The following is a 14,211-nucleotide window of genomic DNA, read 5'->3' on the forward strand; positions in this document are numbered from 1 at the left end:
TCCCATGGTGTGTGCCGCGGATGGACACCGCCCACTCTCCCGGATGCGAACACCTGATCGAGGGCCGATCGGCCAAGCTGTGGATAGCCCGGAGGTTGTGGAAAACTCGAACTGATGCGCGAACCGCGTGGCTACTCGGCTGGTGTGATCTTGGGGCGCAGGCCGGTGATGCGGCGCAGCACGTCCCACCAGAAGGAGGCGCCGAACAGCAGGGCGACGAAGGTCAGCAGGAAGCCGGGCCAGTGTTCCGGCGTGGTGACCCGCTCCCACCACGCGCCGCCGTTCCAGGTGAGGCTCGTGGTGCCGTTCTCGGCCACCGACAGGCTCAGCGGGGCGTTGCCGAAGACCCGCACGAACGCCGGGCTGCTGAGGACCTCCGTGACACAGGCGTAGGTGTCGGCGTTCCCGGGGCTTGCGGCGCACGCCTCGCGCAGCGACGCCAGCCGCTCCGGGGCCGTGTCCGCGAGCGCCGCGACCACGGCGCGCCGCGCGTCGTCCTTCAGCAGCTCCTTGCCGTACTCCAGCGCGTCGACGGTGAACACCAGCGTGACGACCAGGCCGATCGCGGCCACCACCCAGCGCACGTAGCGCCGGTACAGCATGCTGAGCCGCTGCATCTCGCCGTCGAACCACCGCTCCACGCCGACGCGGAAGGCGTCGAGGTCCTCCGCGGCGCTCTCCCACACGCTCTGCAGCGGCCGGAACAGCGGGCTGCCCTGCTCCCGGAGCCGGGTGAGCAGGCCCGGCACGCCGCCGTGCCCCATGGCCAGCTCCATGATCGCCACACCGAACCGCTCCGGCGGGATCTGGGAGATCGCGGTCCGGCCGCCCTTGTCGTGGTCGATCTGCTGGATGCGCGCGTGGAACGCGTCGGTGACCGACCCCGTGGTGGGGATCTCCCGCGGCGCGGGCTCGTCGCGGAACACCGGGCGGGGATCACCGGTGAACGGGAACTTCAGGAAGACCCCCGCCACGCTGATCGGCAGCCGCGACCGGGCCTGCCCGGGCAGGAAGTCCCGGAACACTCGCCGCCCGATGCGCCCGATCACCGGCAGCCGGCACAGCCGTTGCACGAGCCTGGCGAACGTGCCGAGGACCCGCGCGTGCCCGGGCGGCAGCCCGCCGTCGAGGGTGTCCCGCAGGTAGGCCCACAGGAACTTGCTGCGCACGCTGAACAGCCGCACCAGGCCTTCGTTGATGCCGCTCACCAGCAGCGACAGCAGCAGGAAGGCGAGGGCGAGCCCGATCGCGAAGTCAAGGTAGACGGATAACAAGACATCACCTGAGTACCGTTAATACCCCTTTGCGATCGGCGTCGCAACGCGTTCCCCACGGTACGGCTCCCGCGGCGCGGCCGAGGACGCTGCCCGGTGCCGCGGCGGTCAGGTGTCGTAGAAGACGCGCTCGACGACGAGCCGGGCACGGCGGGTCGCGCGCCGGTAGTCGTCGAGGAAGTCCTCCGACCCGTCGGGCGGGTAGCCGAGCGCGCGGGCGACCCGGGCGCGCTCCCGCACGTCGACCGGGACGCTGTCCCCGGCCCGGCCGCGCACCAGCATGATCGCGTCCCGGACCTGGGAGGCGAACCGCCAGGCGTCCGCGAGGATCTCCTCGTCCTTGGGCGCGAGCAGGCCCGCCGCCGTCGCCGCCCGCAGCGCCTCCAGCGTGCGGGTGGTGCGCAGCTCGGGCACCCGGTGGGCGTGCCGGAGCTGCAGCAGCTGGGCCACCCACTCCACGTCCGACAGGCCGCCGCGGCCGAGCTTGATGTGCAGCGTGGGGTCGGCGCCCCGCGGCAGCCGCTCGGCCTCCATGCGCGCCTTGAGCCGCCGGATCTCGCGCACCGCCTCCATGGAGATGCCGTCGGCCGGGTACCGCAGCGGGTCGATGAGCTCGATGAACCGCCGCCCGAGGCCGGCGTCCCCGGCCGAGAACCGGGCGCGCAGCAGCGCCTGCGCCTCCCACGGCGACGACCAGCGCTCGTAGTAGGCCGCGTACGACGCGAGGGTGCGCACCAGCGGGCCCTGGCGGCCCTCCGGGCGCAGGTCGGGGTCGATGATGAGCGGCGGGTCCGGCGTGGGCAGGGCGAGCAGCCGCCGCAGCTCGTTGGCGACCGCGTGCGCCACGTCGGTGGCCTCGCGCTCCTCGGCGCCCGGCAGCGGCTCGTGCACGAACATCACGTCGGCGTCGCTGCCGTACGAGCACTCGTACCCGCCGAGCCGCCCCATCGCGATCACCGCGATCCGGGTCGGCGGCTCCCCGCCCCCGCGCTCGGCCATGACCGCGGCGATCGCGGCGTCGAGCGCGGCCTGGATGGTGACGTCGTTCAGCTCCGACAGGCCCTGCCCGACCTGCTCGACGTCGATGCGGCCGATGAGGTTCGCCACCGACAGCCGGAACAGCTCGCGGCGCCGCAGCGCGCGCACCGCGGTCACCGTCGCCTCGGCATCCGGCTCGTACCGCTGCGCGATCGAGGCCGCCTCGGCCTGCAGCGCCTCCATCGGCCGCACCTCGAGCTCGGCGTCGGAGCCGAGCATCGCCACGCCCTCCGGCGCGTGCAGCAGCAGCCCGGTGACGTACTTGCTCGTGCCGAGCAGGCGGGCCATGCGCTCGGCGACCGCGGTCTGGTCGCGCAGCAGGCGCAGGTACCACGGGGTGGCGCCGAGCCTGTCGCTCACCTGCCGGAACCCGAGGAGGCCCGCGTCCGGGTCGGGGGCGTCGGCGAACCAGCCGAGCATCACCGGCAGCAGCGTGCGCTGGATCGCGGCCCGCCGGGACACCCCGCTGGTGAGCGCGGCGATGTGCCGCAGCGCCCCCTCGGGGTCGGCGTACCCGAGCGCCTCCAGCCGGGCCACCGCCGCCGAGGTGGAGAGCCGGGCCTCGTCGGCGGGGAGCCGGGCCACCGCCTGCAGCAGCGGCCGGTAGAACAGCTTCTCGTGCAGCCGCCGGGCCTCCATCGCGTGGCGCTTCCACCGGGTGGTGAACTCGCCGACCGGGTCGGCGGTCATGCCGAGCCCGCGGCCGAGCCGCCGCAGGTCCATCACGTCGGTGGGCACCACGTGGGTACGGCGCAGCCGGTGCAGCTGGAGCAGGTGCTCGACCTGGCGCAGGAACGTGTACGCCTCGGCGAGCGCCTTGGCGTCGTCCCGGCCCACATAGCCGCCCCGGGAGAGCGCGTTGAGCGCGGACAGCGTGGCCCGGCGGCGCAGCAGCGGGTCGGTGCGGCCGTGCACGAGCTGCAGCAGCTGCACCGCGAACTCGATGTCGCGCAGCCCGCCGGGCCCGAGCTTGATCTGCCGGTCCGCCTGGTCGGCGCGCACGTGCGCCTCCACCCGGCGCCGCATCGCCTGCACGTCCTCGACGAAGTTCTCCCTGGCCGAGGCCTGCCAGACCAGCTCGTTGACGGCGGCGACGTACTCCTCGCCGAGCGCGAGGTCGCCGGCGACCGGGCGGGCCTTGAGCAGCGCCTGGAACTCCCAGGTCTTCGCCCAGCGGCGGTAGTAGGTGAGGTGGCTGGCGAGGGTGCGCACCAGCGGCCCGGCCTTGCCCTCGGGGCGCAGCGCGGCGTCGACCTCCCACAGCGAGCCCTCGGGGGTGCTCGCCGAGCAGGCGCGCATCATGCCCTGGGCGAGCCGGGTGGCGGTGCGCAGCGCCTTGGTCTCGTCGACGCCCTCCCGCGGCTCGGCGACGAAGATCACGTCGACGTCGGAGATGTAGTTGAGCTCGCGCGCCCCGCACTTGCCCATGCCGATCACGGCGAGCCGTACCCCGTCGTACTCGTCGAGCTCGGCGCGGGCGATGGCGAGGCCGGCCTCGAGGGCGGCGGCGGCGAGGTCGGACAGCTCGGCGGTGCACTCGGCGATGGTGACCTCGCCGGTGACGTCCCGGGCGGCGAGGTGGAGCAGCCTGCCCCGGTAGGCGGCGCGCAGCGCGGAGAGCGTCTCGGTGCTCGCGTCCCGCGCGACGGGCTCGTCGCTCTCCGGGTCGGCGCCGACGGCGAACAGCAGCTCGGCGCGGAGCTCCGCCTCGGAGGGCCGCCGCGCCGCCTCCTCCCCGGCGAGCGTGCGCCAGTGCTCGGGGTGCCGGACGACGTGGTCGCCGAGGGCGGCCGAGACGCCGAAGACGCGGATCAGCCTGCGGCGCAGTCCGGGGTCCTGGCGCATGGCGCCGAGCACGCTGGGGTCGCGTTCGGCGAGCCGGTTGAGCGAGGTGAGGGCGAGGTCCGGGTCGGCCGCGGCGACGAGCTCGGCGAGCAGCTCGACGTCGCCGACCGCCTCGGGACCGAGTTCGTCGAGCAGGCGCTCGGCCCGGGCACCGTCGACGAAGCCGAGCCGGGCGAGCCTGCCTGCGGTGGTGTCGATGCGTCCCGCGGCGTTCACTTTGACAAAAGTAGTCCGTAGGGCCGGAAGGGCGTTAGCGTCGGCGCACCGTAATCGTGCGCTCACGTGTGCGGAACGCGACCTCCGCGCCTCGCGGACCCGTCCGGTGCGTCAGCCCGCGACGTGCTCGCGTGCCCGCCGGACCACGGCGGCGAACCCCTCCGCGAGGGGCCGCCAGGCGGCGACGAGGCGGGGCTCGGCCCGCTCGACCGCCGCGGCGAGCGCGGGGACGTCGAAGCCCCGGGCGGACAGATCGTCCGTGCCCTTCTCCAGCCAGCCGCGGAAGATCTCGGTGGTGGCCTCGGGGTGGAACTGCACGGCCCAGGCCGTCTCGCCCAGCCGGTAGGCCTGGTTGGGGTAGACCGCGCCGGTGGCGAGCGGCACGGCGCCGGGCGGCAGGGTGACGCAGGCGTCGTAGTGGAACTGCACGGCCGGGGCCGCCGCGGACAGGTGGCCGAGGAGCGGGTCGCCGGCCGCGGCGGGCAGCGGATCGACGGGGACGACGCCGACCTCGAGGCCGTGGCCGCCGGGCTCGACGGCGCCGCCGCAGGCGAGGGTCATGAGCTGGGCGCCCAGGCAGATGCCGAGGGTGGGCACCCCGTCCGCGACCGACCGGGCGAGCAGCTTCCGGGTGGCGGGCAGCCACGGGTACTCCTCGTCCTGCCACGCCGAGGCCTCGCCGCCGAGCACGATCAGCCCGCCCTCGGCGCGGTCGGGCACCGGCTCGCCCAGGTAGGGCCGGACCACGTCCCACTCCAGGCCCGCGGCGGACAGCCACGGCCCGAAGTGCCCCAGTCCGCAGGTCCGCTGGTGCTCGATGACGATCACGTTCACCACCTCAATGTACGGCCGGCCCGGTGGGTCGGGCGATGCGGAGTCCGGACGCACTCGTGACGGGCCGGGGAACGCGACGCCACCGCCGCGACGGGCCGCACGGGGCGGAGCCGGGGCGGCGGGCGCCTCCGGTCCGGCTCCGGGCGGGAGACGCCCGCCACCGAGGCCGGACCCGCGGGGCCGCGATCACGGCACCGGGGAGTCGTCCGATACGAGGTCAGCCGGGTGCACCCCGGACCGGCGGGAGGCCCCGCGGGTCAGGGGTCGGCGGAGATCCGGGAGGGGGCGTACGGCGACGCCCTCCCCGGCGATCTCCGGTCACGCGTGGCGGGCCGCTCCATCGAGGCACCGCTCGACGGCACGGTACGGCACCGCGACACGGCCCGGTGCGGGCAAAGTGGCGCGGTACCGCGGCGCGCCATGGCGGGCGCGAAGGTCAGCGCGGGGCGATCCAGGTGGCGCGGGCGGCGGCGATCAGCGTGCCGTCGGTCTCGTAGATCGCGCTCTCGCCGTACAGCTTGCGCCCGTCGCGTCCGGTCGCCCGGGCCACGATGGAATAGGTGCCGCCGGGCAGGACGCGTCCGTAGATCCGTCCGGTGAGGCGGCCGAGCAGGGCGTACTCGCCCGGCTTGAAGTGCGCCCACCCGGTGGGGCAGTCGAGCGCGGCCCAGACGATCGAGTCCGGCACGTTGCCGCTTGCGTCGGCGACCGCGACCGGCACCCGCCACCCGGCGGCGACGACGCCGTCGCCCACCGGCCCGGGGAACACGCGCAGCCCGTCACCGGGGGCGCGTACCCCGCATACGAAGCATCCGGGGAAGGGGTGGTCCCGCAGGCCGGCGAAGCCCGCCTCGGCGCGGGCGGCGTCGGCGAACGGCACGAACGGCGGCGGCGTGATCTCCTCCGCCACCGGGATGGCCTCGACAAGCTGCTCGTCCCCTTTGGAGAGGGTGACGGTGTTCGCCACCTGGCCGAGCCGCAGCTCGGTCTCCAGCGGGACCGGGCGATGCAGCGTGACCTCCACCGCCGAGTCGCGAGCCGAACCGGCCACGACGCTCGCCAGCGTGCCCGCCACCCAACCGCCGTTGGCCGTGGTGTCGGGGCCCCGGAACCGCTCCGGGACGGTCAGCGCGGTCTGCAGGCCCGCAGCCGTCGTCATACCGAATCCTCCCAAAAGTGCTTACATGGTGCGAAAGCTCACAAACGTGATAAGGAATGGGATCAACTTTACCCCGGGTAAGTCGATCAGGATCTAACCAGGATGCCATGACGCGCCCGTTAGCGCGGCGTGACGTCTCGATTACGTGACCTCCTCGGGCGGGAGGCCGCGCACCGGCAATGCCGTACCCCACGACGGCCGCCGGAGACGCCCCGCCGGGACCGGGGACGCGGGCCGCATTACGGGCATGCTCACCAGCGACGATGACACCCGTTCAAACCCGGTCGTCCGGGCCGCGACGTGGGCGTATCCCCTAGAATTTTCGCCTCCCGGTGCCGGTGGAAAGGACGCGTCCATGCCCGAGTCCCCCTTCGACGCCTTGCTCTCCAGGGTGAGGCAGATCGACGGATTCCTCCTCGGGTGCATCATCGACGCCTCGACGGGAACCGTGCTGGGCTCGGCGCAGGACCAGCAGGACCTCAGCCTGCCGGTCGCGGCCGCGGGCGCCACCGACCTGGCGAACGTCATCTCGCTCATGGCGGCCGGCCTGGCGGCGAACGGCGGCCTCGAGGACGTGATCATCACGCTGAGCGGCCACTACCACCTGATCCGGCAGTTCAGCCCGGCGCCGAAGCTGCGTTTCCTGCTGCTGGTCGTGCTCGACCGGGAGCAGGCGAACCTGGCCATGGCGCTCCGGGAGCTGCGCGACTTCGACCTGGGCGCCGCCGTCCGGCCCGACCCGGCACTGCCCGGTCATCCCCGAGGCGTATGAAGGTCGAGCGAGAACAGGGGCCCGCCGTGTACTTCCAGAGGGAACCGCTCGTCGTACGGCTGACCAGGCTCGCCGAGGCCGGCCGGACCGGGGTGCTGCGCGTGTCCGGCGACGACGGCGGGGCGATCCACCTTCGGGACGGCGCGATCGTGTACGCCGAGTGCCGCCGTACCCCGGACCCGGGCCGCTGGTTCGCGCACCTCGCCGGCCCCGTCCCGGACGCCTTTCCCACGGCGCCTCCCGGTGCCCTGCCCGGCCCGGAACCCGGCCCCGATCCGGTCGCCGCGCCCGGCACGGACACGCCGGGCCTCGACCGCGACCTGGCGTGGGCCTACGCGGTCCGGGAGGCGACCCTCGACGCGGCGCTGGAGCTGCTGTCCGCCCGCCCCCGCTACGCGCTGCGGCAGCGGTTCCGGGACTCCGAGCCGCCGGTCACGCACGGCATGGCCGGATGGCCGCTCGCCGAGCTGCTCACCGAGGTGGAGCGGCGGCGGCATCTGATGCGGCAGATGGCCACCTCCCCGGTCCCGCTCACCGCGGACACGCCGCTCGTCCGCGTCCCGGACCTGGCCGCGCCCCGGATGCAGGTGTCCGCCCTGCAGTGGGCGCTGCTCATCCGGGTCGACGGCACGGCCACCCCGCGCACGCTCGCCTGGGAGATCGGCAACAGCGTCTTCGCCACCACGCTCGAGGTGTTCCGGCTGATCGCGCTGCGCTTCCTGACCGTCGCGCAGCCCGCGGCCTCCCGTAATCCCCCGCCCCCGGGTGCGCCGGCCCGCCCCGAGGGCGAGGCCGTACCCGGAGGCGGACGGCCGGTGGTGTCCTTCCTCCGCGCCGTCGACCCCTGACCGCCGCCTCGCGGCGTAACCACGACGACCAGGTCGCACGAGATTTGTGCGGAACCGAGCCGGTTGGGATGAGCACATGACGATGCCGTACATCGACGAGACGACCCCCGAGGAGCGCGTCCGCCGGGAACTGCGGGGCCTGCGCGACCAGGTGGTGGGCGTGTACGGGAGCCTGGTCGCCACCAGCGACGGCTTCCTGGTCACCCACGACATCCCCGACCTGGAGCCGACCCGGATCGCCGCCCTCGTCGCCACCACGCTCGGCCTGGCGCAGCAGGCCACGCACGTGACCGGCCGGGGCCGGTTCCGCGAGTCGGTGGCCCGTGGCAGCGACGGCTATCTCGCGGTGTTCGCGGCCGGGGACAAAGCGGTGCTCGCCGTACTCGGCACGAACGATCTCAACGTGGGCATGCTCCACTACCAGACCCGCGACCTCATCGGGCGCATCGTCGACCACCTCACCCGGTTCGAGGGCGGCTGGGAGGCGGACACCCTGCCGCACGGCGCCGTCCTGCCGCACGGGGCCGTCTTCCGCTCCTCCGACGCCCCGCCGCCCGGGCGCTGACCGCCCGGCCCCGCCGCGGTCACGGGTCCCGCGGGTCGTCCTCGTCGAGCTGCCGCAGGCCGTCCAGCAGCCGGCGCAGCAGCTCGGGGGTGGCCTGCGCGAACGGCATCCCCGCCGCATACTCCGCGGCCGGCGGCACGGGGTCCCGCCCCCGGATCGACGCGCCGGGCCGGCGACGCGGCATGGGCGGGGCCGCGTCGCCGGGGGTCCGTTCCTCGCCCGGGTCCGCTCCCCCGCCCTCCTCGCTCCCCGCCGGGCCGGTGGCGGGGTACGGCGGTGCGGTCGCCGCCGGAGGCTCCGCGAGGGCCGGGGGAGCCCCCAGCACCGGGGTGGCGCTCCTCGGCGGCTCCCCCGCGGGCTCGCCGGGTCGTGGCGCGGGAACCGGCCGCGGCCCGCCGTCCCGGCCGCCGGGGGTGCGCAGGGCGCACAGGCCCTCGCGCAGCAGGCCGCCGGCGCTCTCCACCGTGTCGTACAGCGCGAGGCCGTACCGCCAGGCGAGGTCGCGCAGGGACGTGACGCCGTCGATCCGGCAGGCCAGCGCCCACTCGTCGCGCCCGACCCTGCCGAAGGGACGGCGCAGGTCGGTGCCGACGAGGAGCGCGTCGAGGCGGACGGGGAGGGCCGCGAGCCGGTCGGCCCGGCGGGCGATCTCGGCGCGCACCCACTCGACCTCGAGGGAGAGCAGCGAGCCGATCCAGGGGCGTTCCCGCTCGTCGAACCACAGCCGGGTGACCGACGGCGGCCGCATGAGCGGCGCGGTGAGCGCGGTGAGCGCGTCGAGGGAGGCCGAGCGCAGCACGGCGAGCATCTCGTCCCGGCCGACGAGCCCGCGCTCCACGAGCAGCGTCCCCAGGCCGCCCGCGGGCCGGTCGGCGGCGCGCAGCGCGGCCCACTGGCCGGCGGACAGCCGGCGCGTGCCGACCAGGCGGGCCCCCACGTCCGGGACCCCGGCCGCCTCGGCGAACACGAGCCGCCCCTCGTCGAGGTAGACGACACCGCCGGGGTCGCCGTCGATCCTCAGCGCACCCGAGGCCCGGCCACGCGTCAGCGTGGCGAGCTCGTCGAGGATCGGGAACGTTCCGTCCACGGCCGATCGCCCGGGACGGGCTCCATCATCTGGGGAGGACACGCGACCACCAGACGCTCTCGTCAACGGTCGATGCGGCGACGGCCTCCGGGGATCCGAGACCGAGCGCCGACTCTAGCACAGCGCTTCCGGGGCGTCACCATTCGTATATCGAATGGGTAGAACTCGCAGGTAACGGGCGAAGCAAATAACAATTACCCAACGTGGCGGGATTCGCACGGGAATGCGCTTGCCCGGTCACCGTCCCCGGCGACAGACTCTCCTCCCACGACGCCTCACCACAACACGCGTCGCTTTGGCAACGTCTACCTCGGACGTGACAACGGCCCATCCCCAGAAAGCGACGGATGAACCTCACACAACTCGTCACCAACGCCCTGAAGTCCTTCCGCCGTGACGTCCCCGACTACGTCGGCGCCGGAGTCGTCGACATCTCCACCGGCATGCTGCTGGCGGTCGACACCGTCGACAACCATCCGCGGGACATCCTCGACATCGTCGCGGCCGCGACGGCGGACCTGTTCCAGGGCCGGATGGTGGTGCAGATCGAGGACCTCTGGAAGAAGCACCGCGGCGTGAGCGACAACCGCCGCTACTTCAACGAGATCCTCGTCAACAGCGAGAACCTCGTGCACCTGTTCATGCGCAGCAAGACCAACCCCGACATCGTCGCGGTGGTCATCTGCACCCGCAACGTCAACGTCGGCATGCTCTTCGCCCAGGCCCGCCGGGTCATGGCGGAACTCGACGCCCGCTGACCCGAGGCGGCCTCGCCTCGTGCGGCCCACCGGGCCGCGCCGATGGACCGTTCCCACACCGGCCGCGTACGGCGACGCCCGCTACGCGGCCGGGCCCAACCGCGGCCGGACGACCACCCCGCCCCGGCCGTACGGCACGGCCGACCGACGGCACCACGGACGGGACGGCCAGGGCCGTACGAGGGCATGGCGGACGGCCCGGCGGTGGAGGCGCCGGGCCGTGGCTCACGATCGGGCCGACGGCGGCCGCGCGGGCCGGGTCACAGGATCGGCAGGTAGCGGCCGAGCTCGTACTCGGTGATCTGGCGGCGGTACTCCTGCCACTCGGCGCGCTTGTTGCGCAGGAAGAAGTCGAAGACGTGCTCGCCGAGGGTCTCGGCGACGAGCTCGCTGCGCTCCATCGCGGCGATCGCCTCGTCGAGGTTCTGCGGCAGCGGGTGGATGCCGAGGGCGCGGCGCTCGGCCGGGGTGAGCGCCCACACGTCGTCCTCGGCGCCGGGCGGCAGCTCGTAGCCCTCCTCGATGCCCTTCAGGCCCGCGGCGAGGATGACCGCGAACGCCAGGTACGGGTTGCAGGCCGAGTCGAGGGAGCGGAACTCGATGCGGGTCGAGTTGCCCTTGTGCGGCTTGTACATCGGCACCCGCACCAGCGCCGAGCGGTTGTTGTGCCCCCAGCAGATGTACGCCGGGGCCTCGCCGCCCTGACCCGCGGTGGCCGCGGCCGCGCCCCACAGCCGCTTGTAGGAGTTGACCCACTGGTTGCACACCGCGGTGATCTCGGCGGCGTGCCTGAGCAGGCCGGCGATGAACGACCGGCCGACCTTGGAGAGCTGGTACTCGGCGCCCGGCTCGTAGAAGGCGTTGCGGTCGCCCTCGAACAGCGACATGTGGGTGTGCATGCCGGAGCCCGGGTGCTCGGTGAACGGCTTGGGCATGAAGCTCGCCCACACGCCCTGCTCCAGCGCGACCTCCTTCATGACCAGGCGGAAGGTCATGATGTTGTCGGCCGTGGTGAGCGCGTCGGCGTACCGCAGGTCGATCTCCTGCTGGCCGGGGGCGGCCTCGTGGTGGCTGAACTCCACCGAGATGCCCATCGACTCCAGCATCATGATCGCCTGGCGGCGGAAGTCGTGGCCCGCGGAGTGCGGGGTGTGGTCGAAGTAGCCGCCGGAGTCGATCGGCTCCGGCCGCTCGCCGGGCTCCGGCTTCTTCTTCAGCAGGAAGAACTCCACCTCGGGGTGGGTGTAGAAGGTGAACCCCATGTCCGCGGCCTTCGCCAGGGTGCGCTTGAGCACCCAGCGCGGGTCGGCGTGCGAGGGCGAGCCGTCCGGCATGAGGATGTCGCAGAACATGCGCGCCGCGCCCGCGGACTCGTTCCGCCACGGGAGGATCTGGAAGGTCGAGGGGTCGGGCTTGGCGAGCATGTCGGACTCGTAGACCCGCGCGAACCCCTCGATCGCCGAACCGTCGAACCCGATGCCCTCCGCGAACGCCCCCTCCAGCTCGGCCGGTGCGATCGCCACGGACTTGAGGAACCCGAGCACGTCGGTGAACCACAGCCGGATGAACCGGATGTCGCGCTCCTCGAGCGTGCGGAGAACGAACTCCTGCTGACGGTCCACGGCATACCTCTCTACGTACCGGACGTGACCCAAACGGTGGCCGTTGCGCCGGCGGTCAGATGGAAAAAGGGACACTCGCCCTCCAGTCTGCCCGTCGCGTGTTTCGCACACGTTACGGCAGCCAGCACCGACATGGCCACTCAGTGCTGACTGCCACGCCCGCGAAGCCGGAAACGTCCCGGTACGGCCCGGCCGGACGGCGGGTCGTACGCTGGATCGCGTGGCGCAACTCCGCATAGCTCTGGCCCAGGCCAACCCGACGGTCGGGGACCTGTCCGGCAACACCGACAAGCTGCTCGAATGGGCGCGTCAGGCGGCCGACCGCGGCGCGCACCTCGTCGTCTTCCCCGAGATGTTCCTCACCGGGTACCCGGTGGAGGACCTGGTGCTGCGCGCCTCGTTCGTCAACGCCTCCATCGCCGCCCTGGAGACCGCGGCGCGGCGGCTCGCCGACGAGGGGCTCGGCGAGCTCCCGGTCGTGGTGGGGTACGTCGACCGCGCCGGGCTGCAGCCGCGCGTCGGGGTGCCGAAGGGGGCGCCGCTCAACGCCGCGGCGCTGCTGCACCGGGGCCGGATCGTGGCCCGCACCGCCAAGCACCACCTGCCCAACTACGGGGTCTTCGACGAGTACCGCTACTTCGTGCGCGGCGACCGGCTGCCGATCTTCCGGCTGCACGGCGTGGACGTGGCGATCGCGATCTGCGAGGACCTGTGGCAGGACGGCGGGCCGGTCGCGGTGGTCTCCCAGGTGGGGGCCGGGCTGCTCGTGGTGCCGAACGCCTCGCCGTACGAGCGGGACAAGGTGGACGTGCGCGGCGACCTGTGCGCCCGGCGCGCCCGCGAGGCCGGGTGCGCGCTCGCCTACGTCAACCAGGTGGGCGGGCAGGACGAGCTGGTGTTCGACGGCGACTCGCTCGTGGTGGACGCCCGTGGCGAGCTGGTCGCCCGGGCCGGGCAGTTCGTCGAGGAGCTGCTCGTCGTCGACCTCGACCTGCCGGCCGCGCCCGCCGGCGTCCGGCCCGGGGCGGCCACGGTCGACGCCGGTGACGGCACCGCGATCACGGTCGAGCGGGTGGAGCTGTCGGCCGAGCCGGTCGCGCCGTACCCACCGGAGCCGCCGCGGATCGCGCCGCGGCTCGACGACCTCGGCGAGGTGTACGCGGCGCTCGTGCTCGGCGTGCGCGACTACGTGACCAAGAACGGCTTCCGCTCGGTGATCCTCGGCCTGTCCGGCGGCATCGACTCGGCGCTCGTCGCGACGATCGCGAGCGACGCGCTCGGCCCGGACCGGGTGCACGTGGTGCTCATGCCGTCGCGCTACTCCTCGGAGCACTCGCTCGCCGACGCGCGGGAGCTGGTCCGGCGGCAGGGCGTGCACGCCCGGACGATCCCGATCACCGAGATCGTCAACGCGGTGGAGAAGGAGATCGAGCTGCACGGGCTCGCCGCGGAGAACGTGCAGGCCCGGGTGCGCGGCGCGGTGCTGCTCATGGGGCTGTCGAACGAGCACGGCCACCTCGTGCTCACCACCGGCAACAAGAGCGAGCTCGCCGTGGGCTACTCGACGATCTACGGCGACGCGGCCGGCGGCTTCGCGCCGATCAAGGACGTGTTCAAGACGATGGTGTGGGACCTGTCGCGGTGGCGCAACGCGCAGGTGGGGCGCGAGAGCCCGTTCCTGTACGGCTTCGCCGAGCCGCCGATCCCGGAGAACTCGATCGTCAAGGAGCCGAGCGCGGAGCTGCGCCCCGACCAGCGGGACACCGACTCGCTGCCGCCGTACCACGTGCTCGACCGGGTGCTCATCGATTACGTGGAGAACGACATGGGCCGCGACGACCTGGTCGCCGCGGGCCACGACCCCGAGCTGGTCACCCAGGTCATCCGCATGGTGGACGCGGCCGAGTACAAGCGGCGGCAGTACCCGCCCGGTCCGAAGATCACGCCGAAGAACTTCGGCCGGGACCGCCGCCTGCCGATCACGAACCGCTGGCGGGAGACCGCCCCGTAGCCGCCGCGGCCGTCATCGCCCGCCGCCGTGCCGTACCCGGGGTGGCCGCCCGGCCGCGGGTACGGCCCGCCTGCCGGTGCCCCGCGCCTGACCTCGGGTTTCCCGCCCCGGCCGCGCGCCGTGACCGGGCGGCGGTGTTCGCGCACAGCGTGACCCGAAGGGAAGTGCGAAAGCACGGCGGG

11 protein-coding genes are annotated in these 14,211 nt (G+C 73.6%); 5 read left to right on the forward strand and 6 right to left on the reverse strand.

Annotated elements, in window-relative coordinates; all coding sequences use genetic code 11:
• Positions 1-131: 131 nt before the first annotated feature.
• From FHX40_RS14350 to FHX40_RS14365, 4 genes are all read right to left on the reverse strand, one after another.
• Positions 132-1,274 (reverse strand): hypothetical protein, encoded by a 1,143-nt coding sequence (locus FHX40_RS14350; protein ID WP_142260090.1) that lies wholly within the window; start codon positions 1,272-1,274, stop codon positions 132-134.
• 108 nt (positions 1,275-1,382) lie between these two features.
• The gene (locus tag FHX40_RS14355; protein ID WP_142260091.1) at positions 1,383-4,373 is read right to left on the reverse strand and encodes a bifunctional [glutamine synthetase] adenylyltransferase/[glutamine synthetase]-adenylyl-L-tyrosine phosphorylase; all 2,991 of its coding nucleotides are present in this window, start codon (positions 4,371-4,373) and stop codon (positions 1,383-1,385) included.
• Between the two features lie 111 nt (positions 4,374-4,484).
• A complete protein-coding gene (locus FHX40_RS14360) occupies positions 4,485-5,207 on the reverse strand; it encodes a type 1 glutamine amidotransferase (RefSeq protein ID WP_142260092.1) in 723 nt (240 codons plus the stop codon).
• 436 nt (positions 5,208-5,643) lie between these two features.
• Positions 5,644-6,366 carry a hypothetical protein gene (locus FHX40_RS14365; protein ID WP_142260093.1) on the reverse strand — a complete coding sequence of 241 codons (723 nt, stop codon included), beginning with the start codon at positions 6,364-6,366 and terminating at the stop codon, positions 5,644-5,646.
• Positions 6,367-6,721: 355 nt separating this feature from the next.
• On the opposite strand from FHX40_RS14365, the gene FHX40_RS14370 reads away from it, so the two are divergent.
• The 3 genes from FHX40_RS14370 (at position 6,722) to FHX40_RS14380 (ending at position 8,551) form a co-directional block, all read left to right on the forward strand.
• Positions 6,722-7,138 carry a roadblock/LC7 domain-containing protein gene (locus FHX40_RS14370; protein ID WP_142260094.1) on the forward strand — a complete coding sequence of 139 codons (417 nt, stop codon included), beginning with the start codon at positions 6,722-6,724 and terminating at the stop codon, positions 7,136-7,138.
• Positions 7,135-7,986 (forward strand): DUF4388 domain-containing protein, encoded by an 852-nt coding sequence (locus tag FHX40_RS14375; protein ID WP_142260095.1) that lies wholly within the window; start codon positions 7,135-7,137, stop codon positions 7,984-7,986. The genes FHX40_RS14370 and FHX40_RS14375 overlap by 4 nt, the downstream gene beginning before the upstream one ends.
• 76 nt (positions 7,987-8,062) lie before the next feature.
• Entirely contained in the window at positions 8,063-8,551 is a 489-nt protein-coding gene (locus FHX40_RS14380; RefSeq protein WP_142260096.1) for a roadblock/LC7 domain-containing protein, read from the forward strand.
• A 19-nt stretch (positions 8,552-8,570) separates the two neighbouring features.
• Here FHX40_RS14380 and FHX40_RS14385 read toward each other — a convergent pair whose 3' ends face one another.
• Positions 8,571-9,638: a DUF4388 domain-containing protein gene (locus tag FHX40_RS14385; protein WP_142260097.1), complete on the reverse strand. Its 1,068-nt coding sequence runs from the start codon at positions 9,636-9,638 to the stop codon at positions 8,571-8,573.
• A 347-nt stretch (positions 9,639-9,985) separates the two neighbouring features.
• Between FHX40_RS14385 and FHX40_RS14390 the strand changes: the two genes are divergently transcribed.
• The gene (locus FHX40_RS14390) at positions 9,986-10,396 is read left to right on the forward strand and encodes a roadblock/LC7 domain-containing protein (RefSeq protein ID WP_142260098.1); all 411 of its coding nucleotides are present in this window, start codon (positions 9,986-9,988) and stop codon (positions 10,394-10,396) included.
• Between the two features lie 260 nt (positions 10,397-10,656).
• Here the strand turns inward: FHX40_RS14390 and glnA are convergent, their stop codons facing one another.
• A complete protein-coding gene (glnA, locus tag FHX40_RS14395; protein WP_142260099.1) occupies positions 10,657-12,018 on the reverse strand; it encodes a type I glutamate--ammonia ligase in 1,362 nt (453 codons plus the stop codon).
• Between the two features lie 220 nt (positions 12,019-12,238).
• On the opposite strand from glnA, the gene FHX40_RS14400 reads away from it, so the two are divergent.
• The gene (locus tag FHX40_RS14400; protein ID WP_142260100.1) at positions 12,239-14,029 is read left to right on the forward strand and encodes an NAD+ synthase; all 1,791 of its coding nucleotides are present in this window, start codon (positions 12,239-12,241) and stop codon (positions 14,027-14,029) included.
• The last annotated feature ends 182 nt before the right edge of the window (positions 14,030-14,211 follow it).

The organism is Thermopolyspora flexuosa, assembly GCF_006716785.1.
GTDB classification, from domain to species: Bacteria; Actinomycetota; Actinomycetes; order Streptosporangiales; family Streptosporangiaceae; genus Thermopolyspora; species Thermopolyspora flexuosa.

Bases quoted from the DNA above. Each gene is read 5' to 3' on its own strand.
- FHX40_RS14375 (WP_142260095.1), top strand. From the start codon at position 7,135: ATGAAGGTCGAGCGAGAACAGGGGCCCGCCGTGTACTTCCAGAGGGAA.
- FHX40_RS14390 (WP_142260098.1), top strand. From the start codon at position 9,986: ATGAACCTCACACAACTCGTCACCAACGCCCTGAAGTCCTTCCGCCGT.
- FHX40_RS14370 (WP_142260094.1), top strand. From the start codon at position 6,722: ATGCCCGAGTCCCCCTTCGACGCCTTGCTCTCCAGGGTGAGGCAGATC.
- FHX40_RS14380 (WP_142260096.1), top strand. From the start codon at position 8,063: ATGACGATGCCGTACATCGACGAGACGACCCCCGAGGAGCGCGTCCGC.
- FHX40_RS14365 (WP_142260093.1), bottom strand. From the start codon at position 6,366: ATGACGACGGCTGCGGGCCTGCAGACCGCGCTGACCGTCCCGGAGCGG.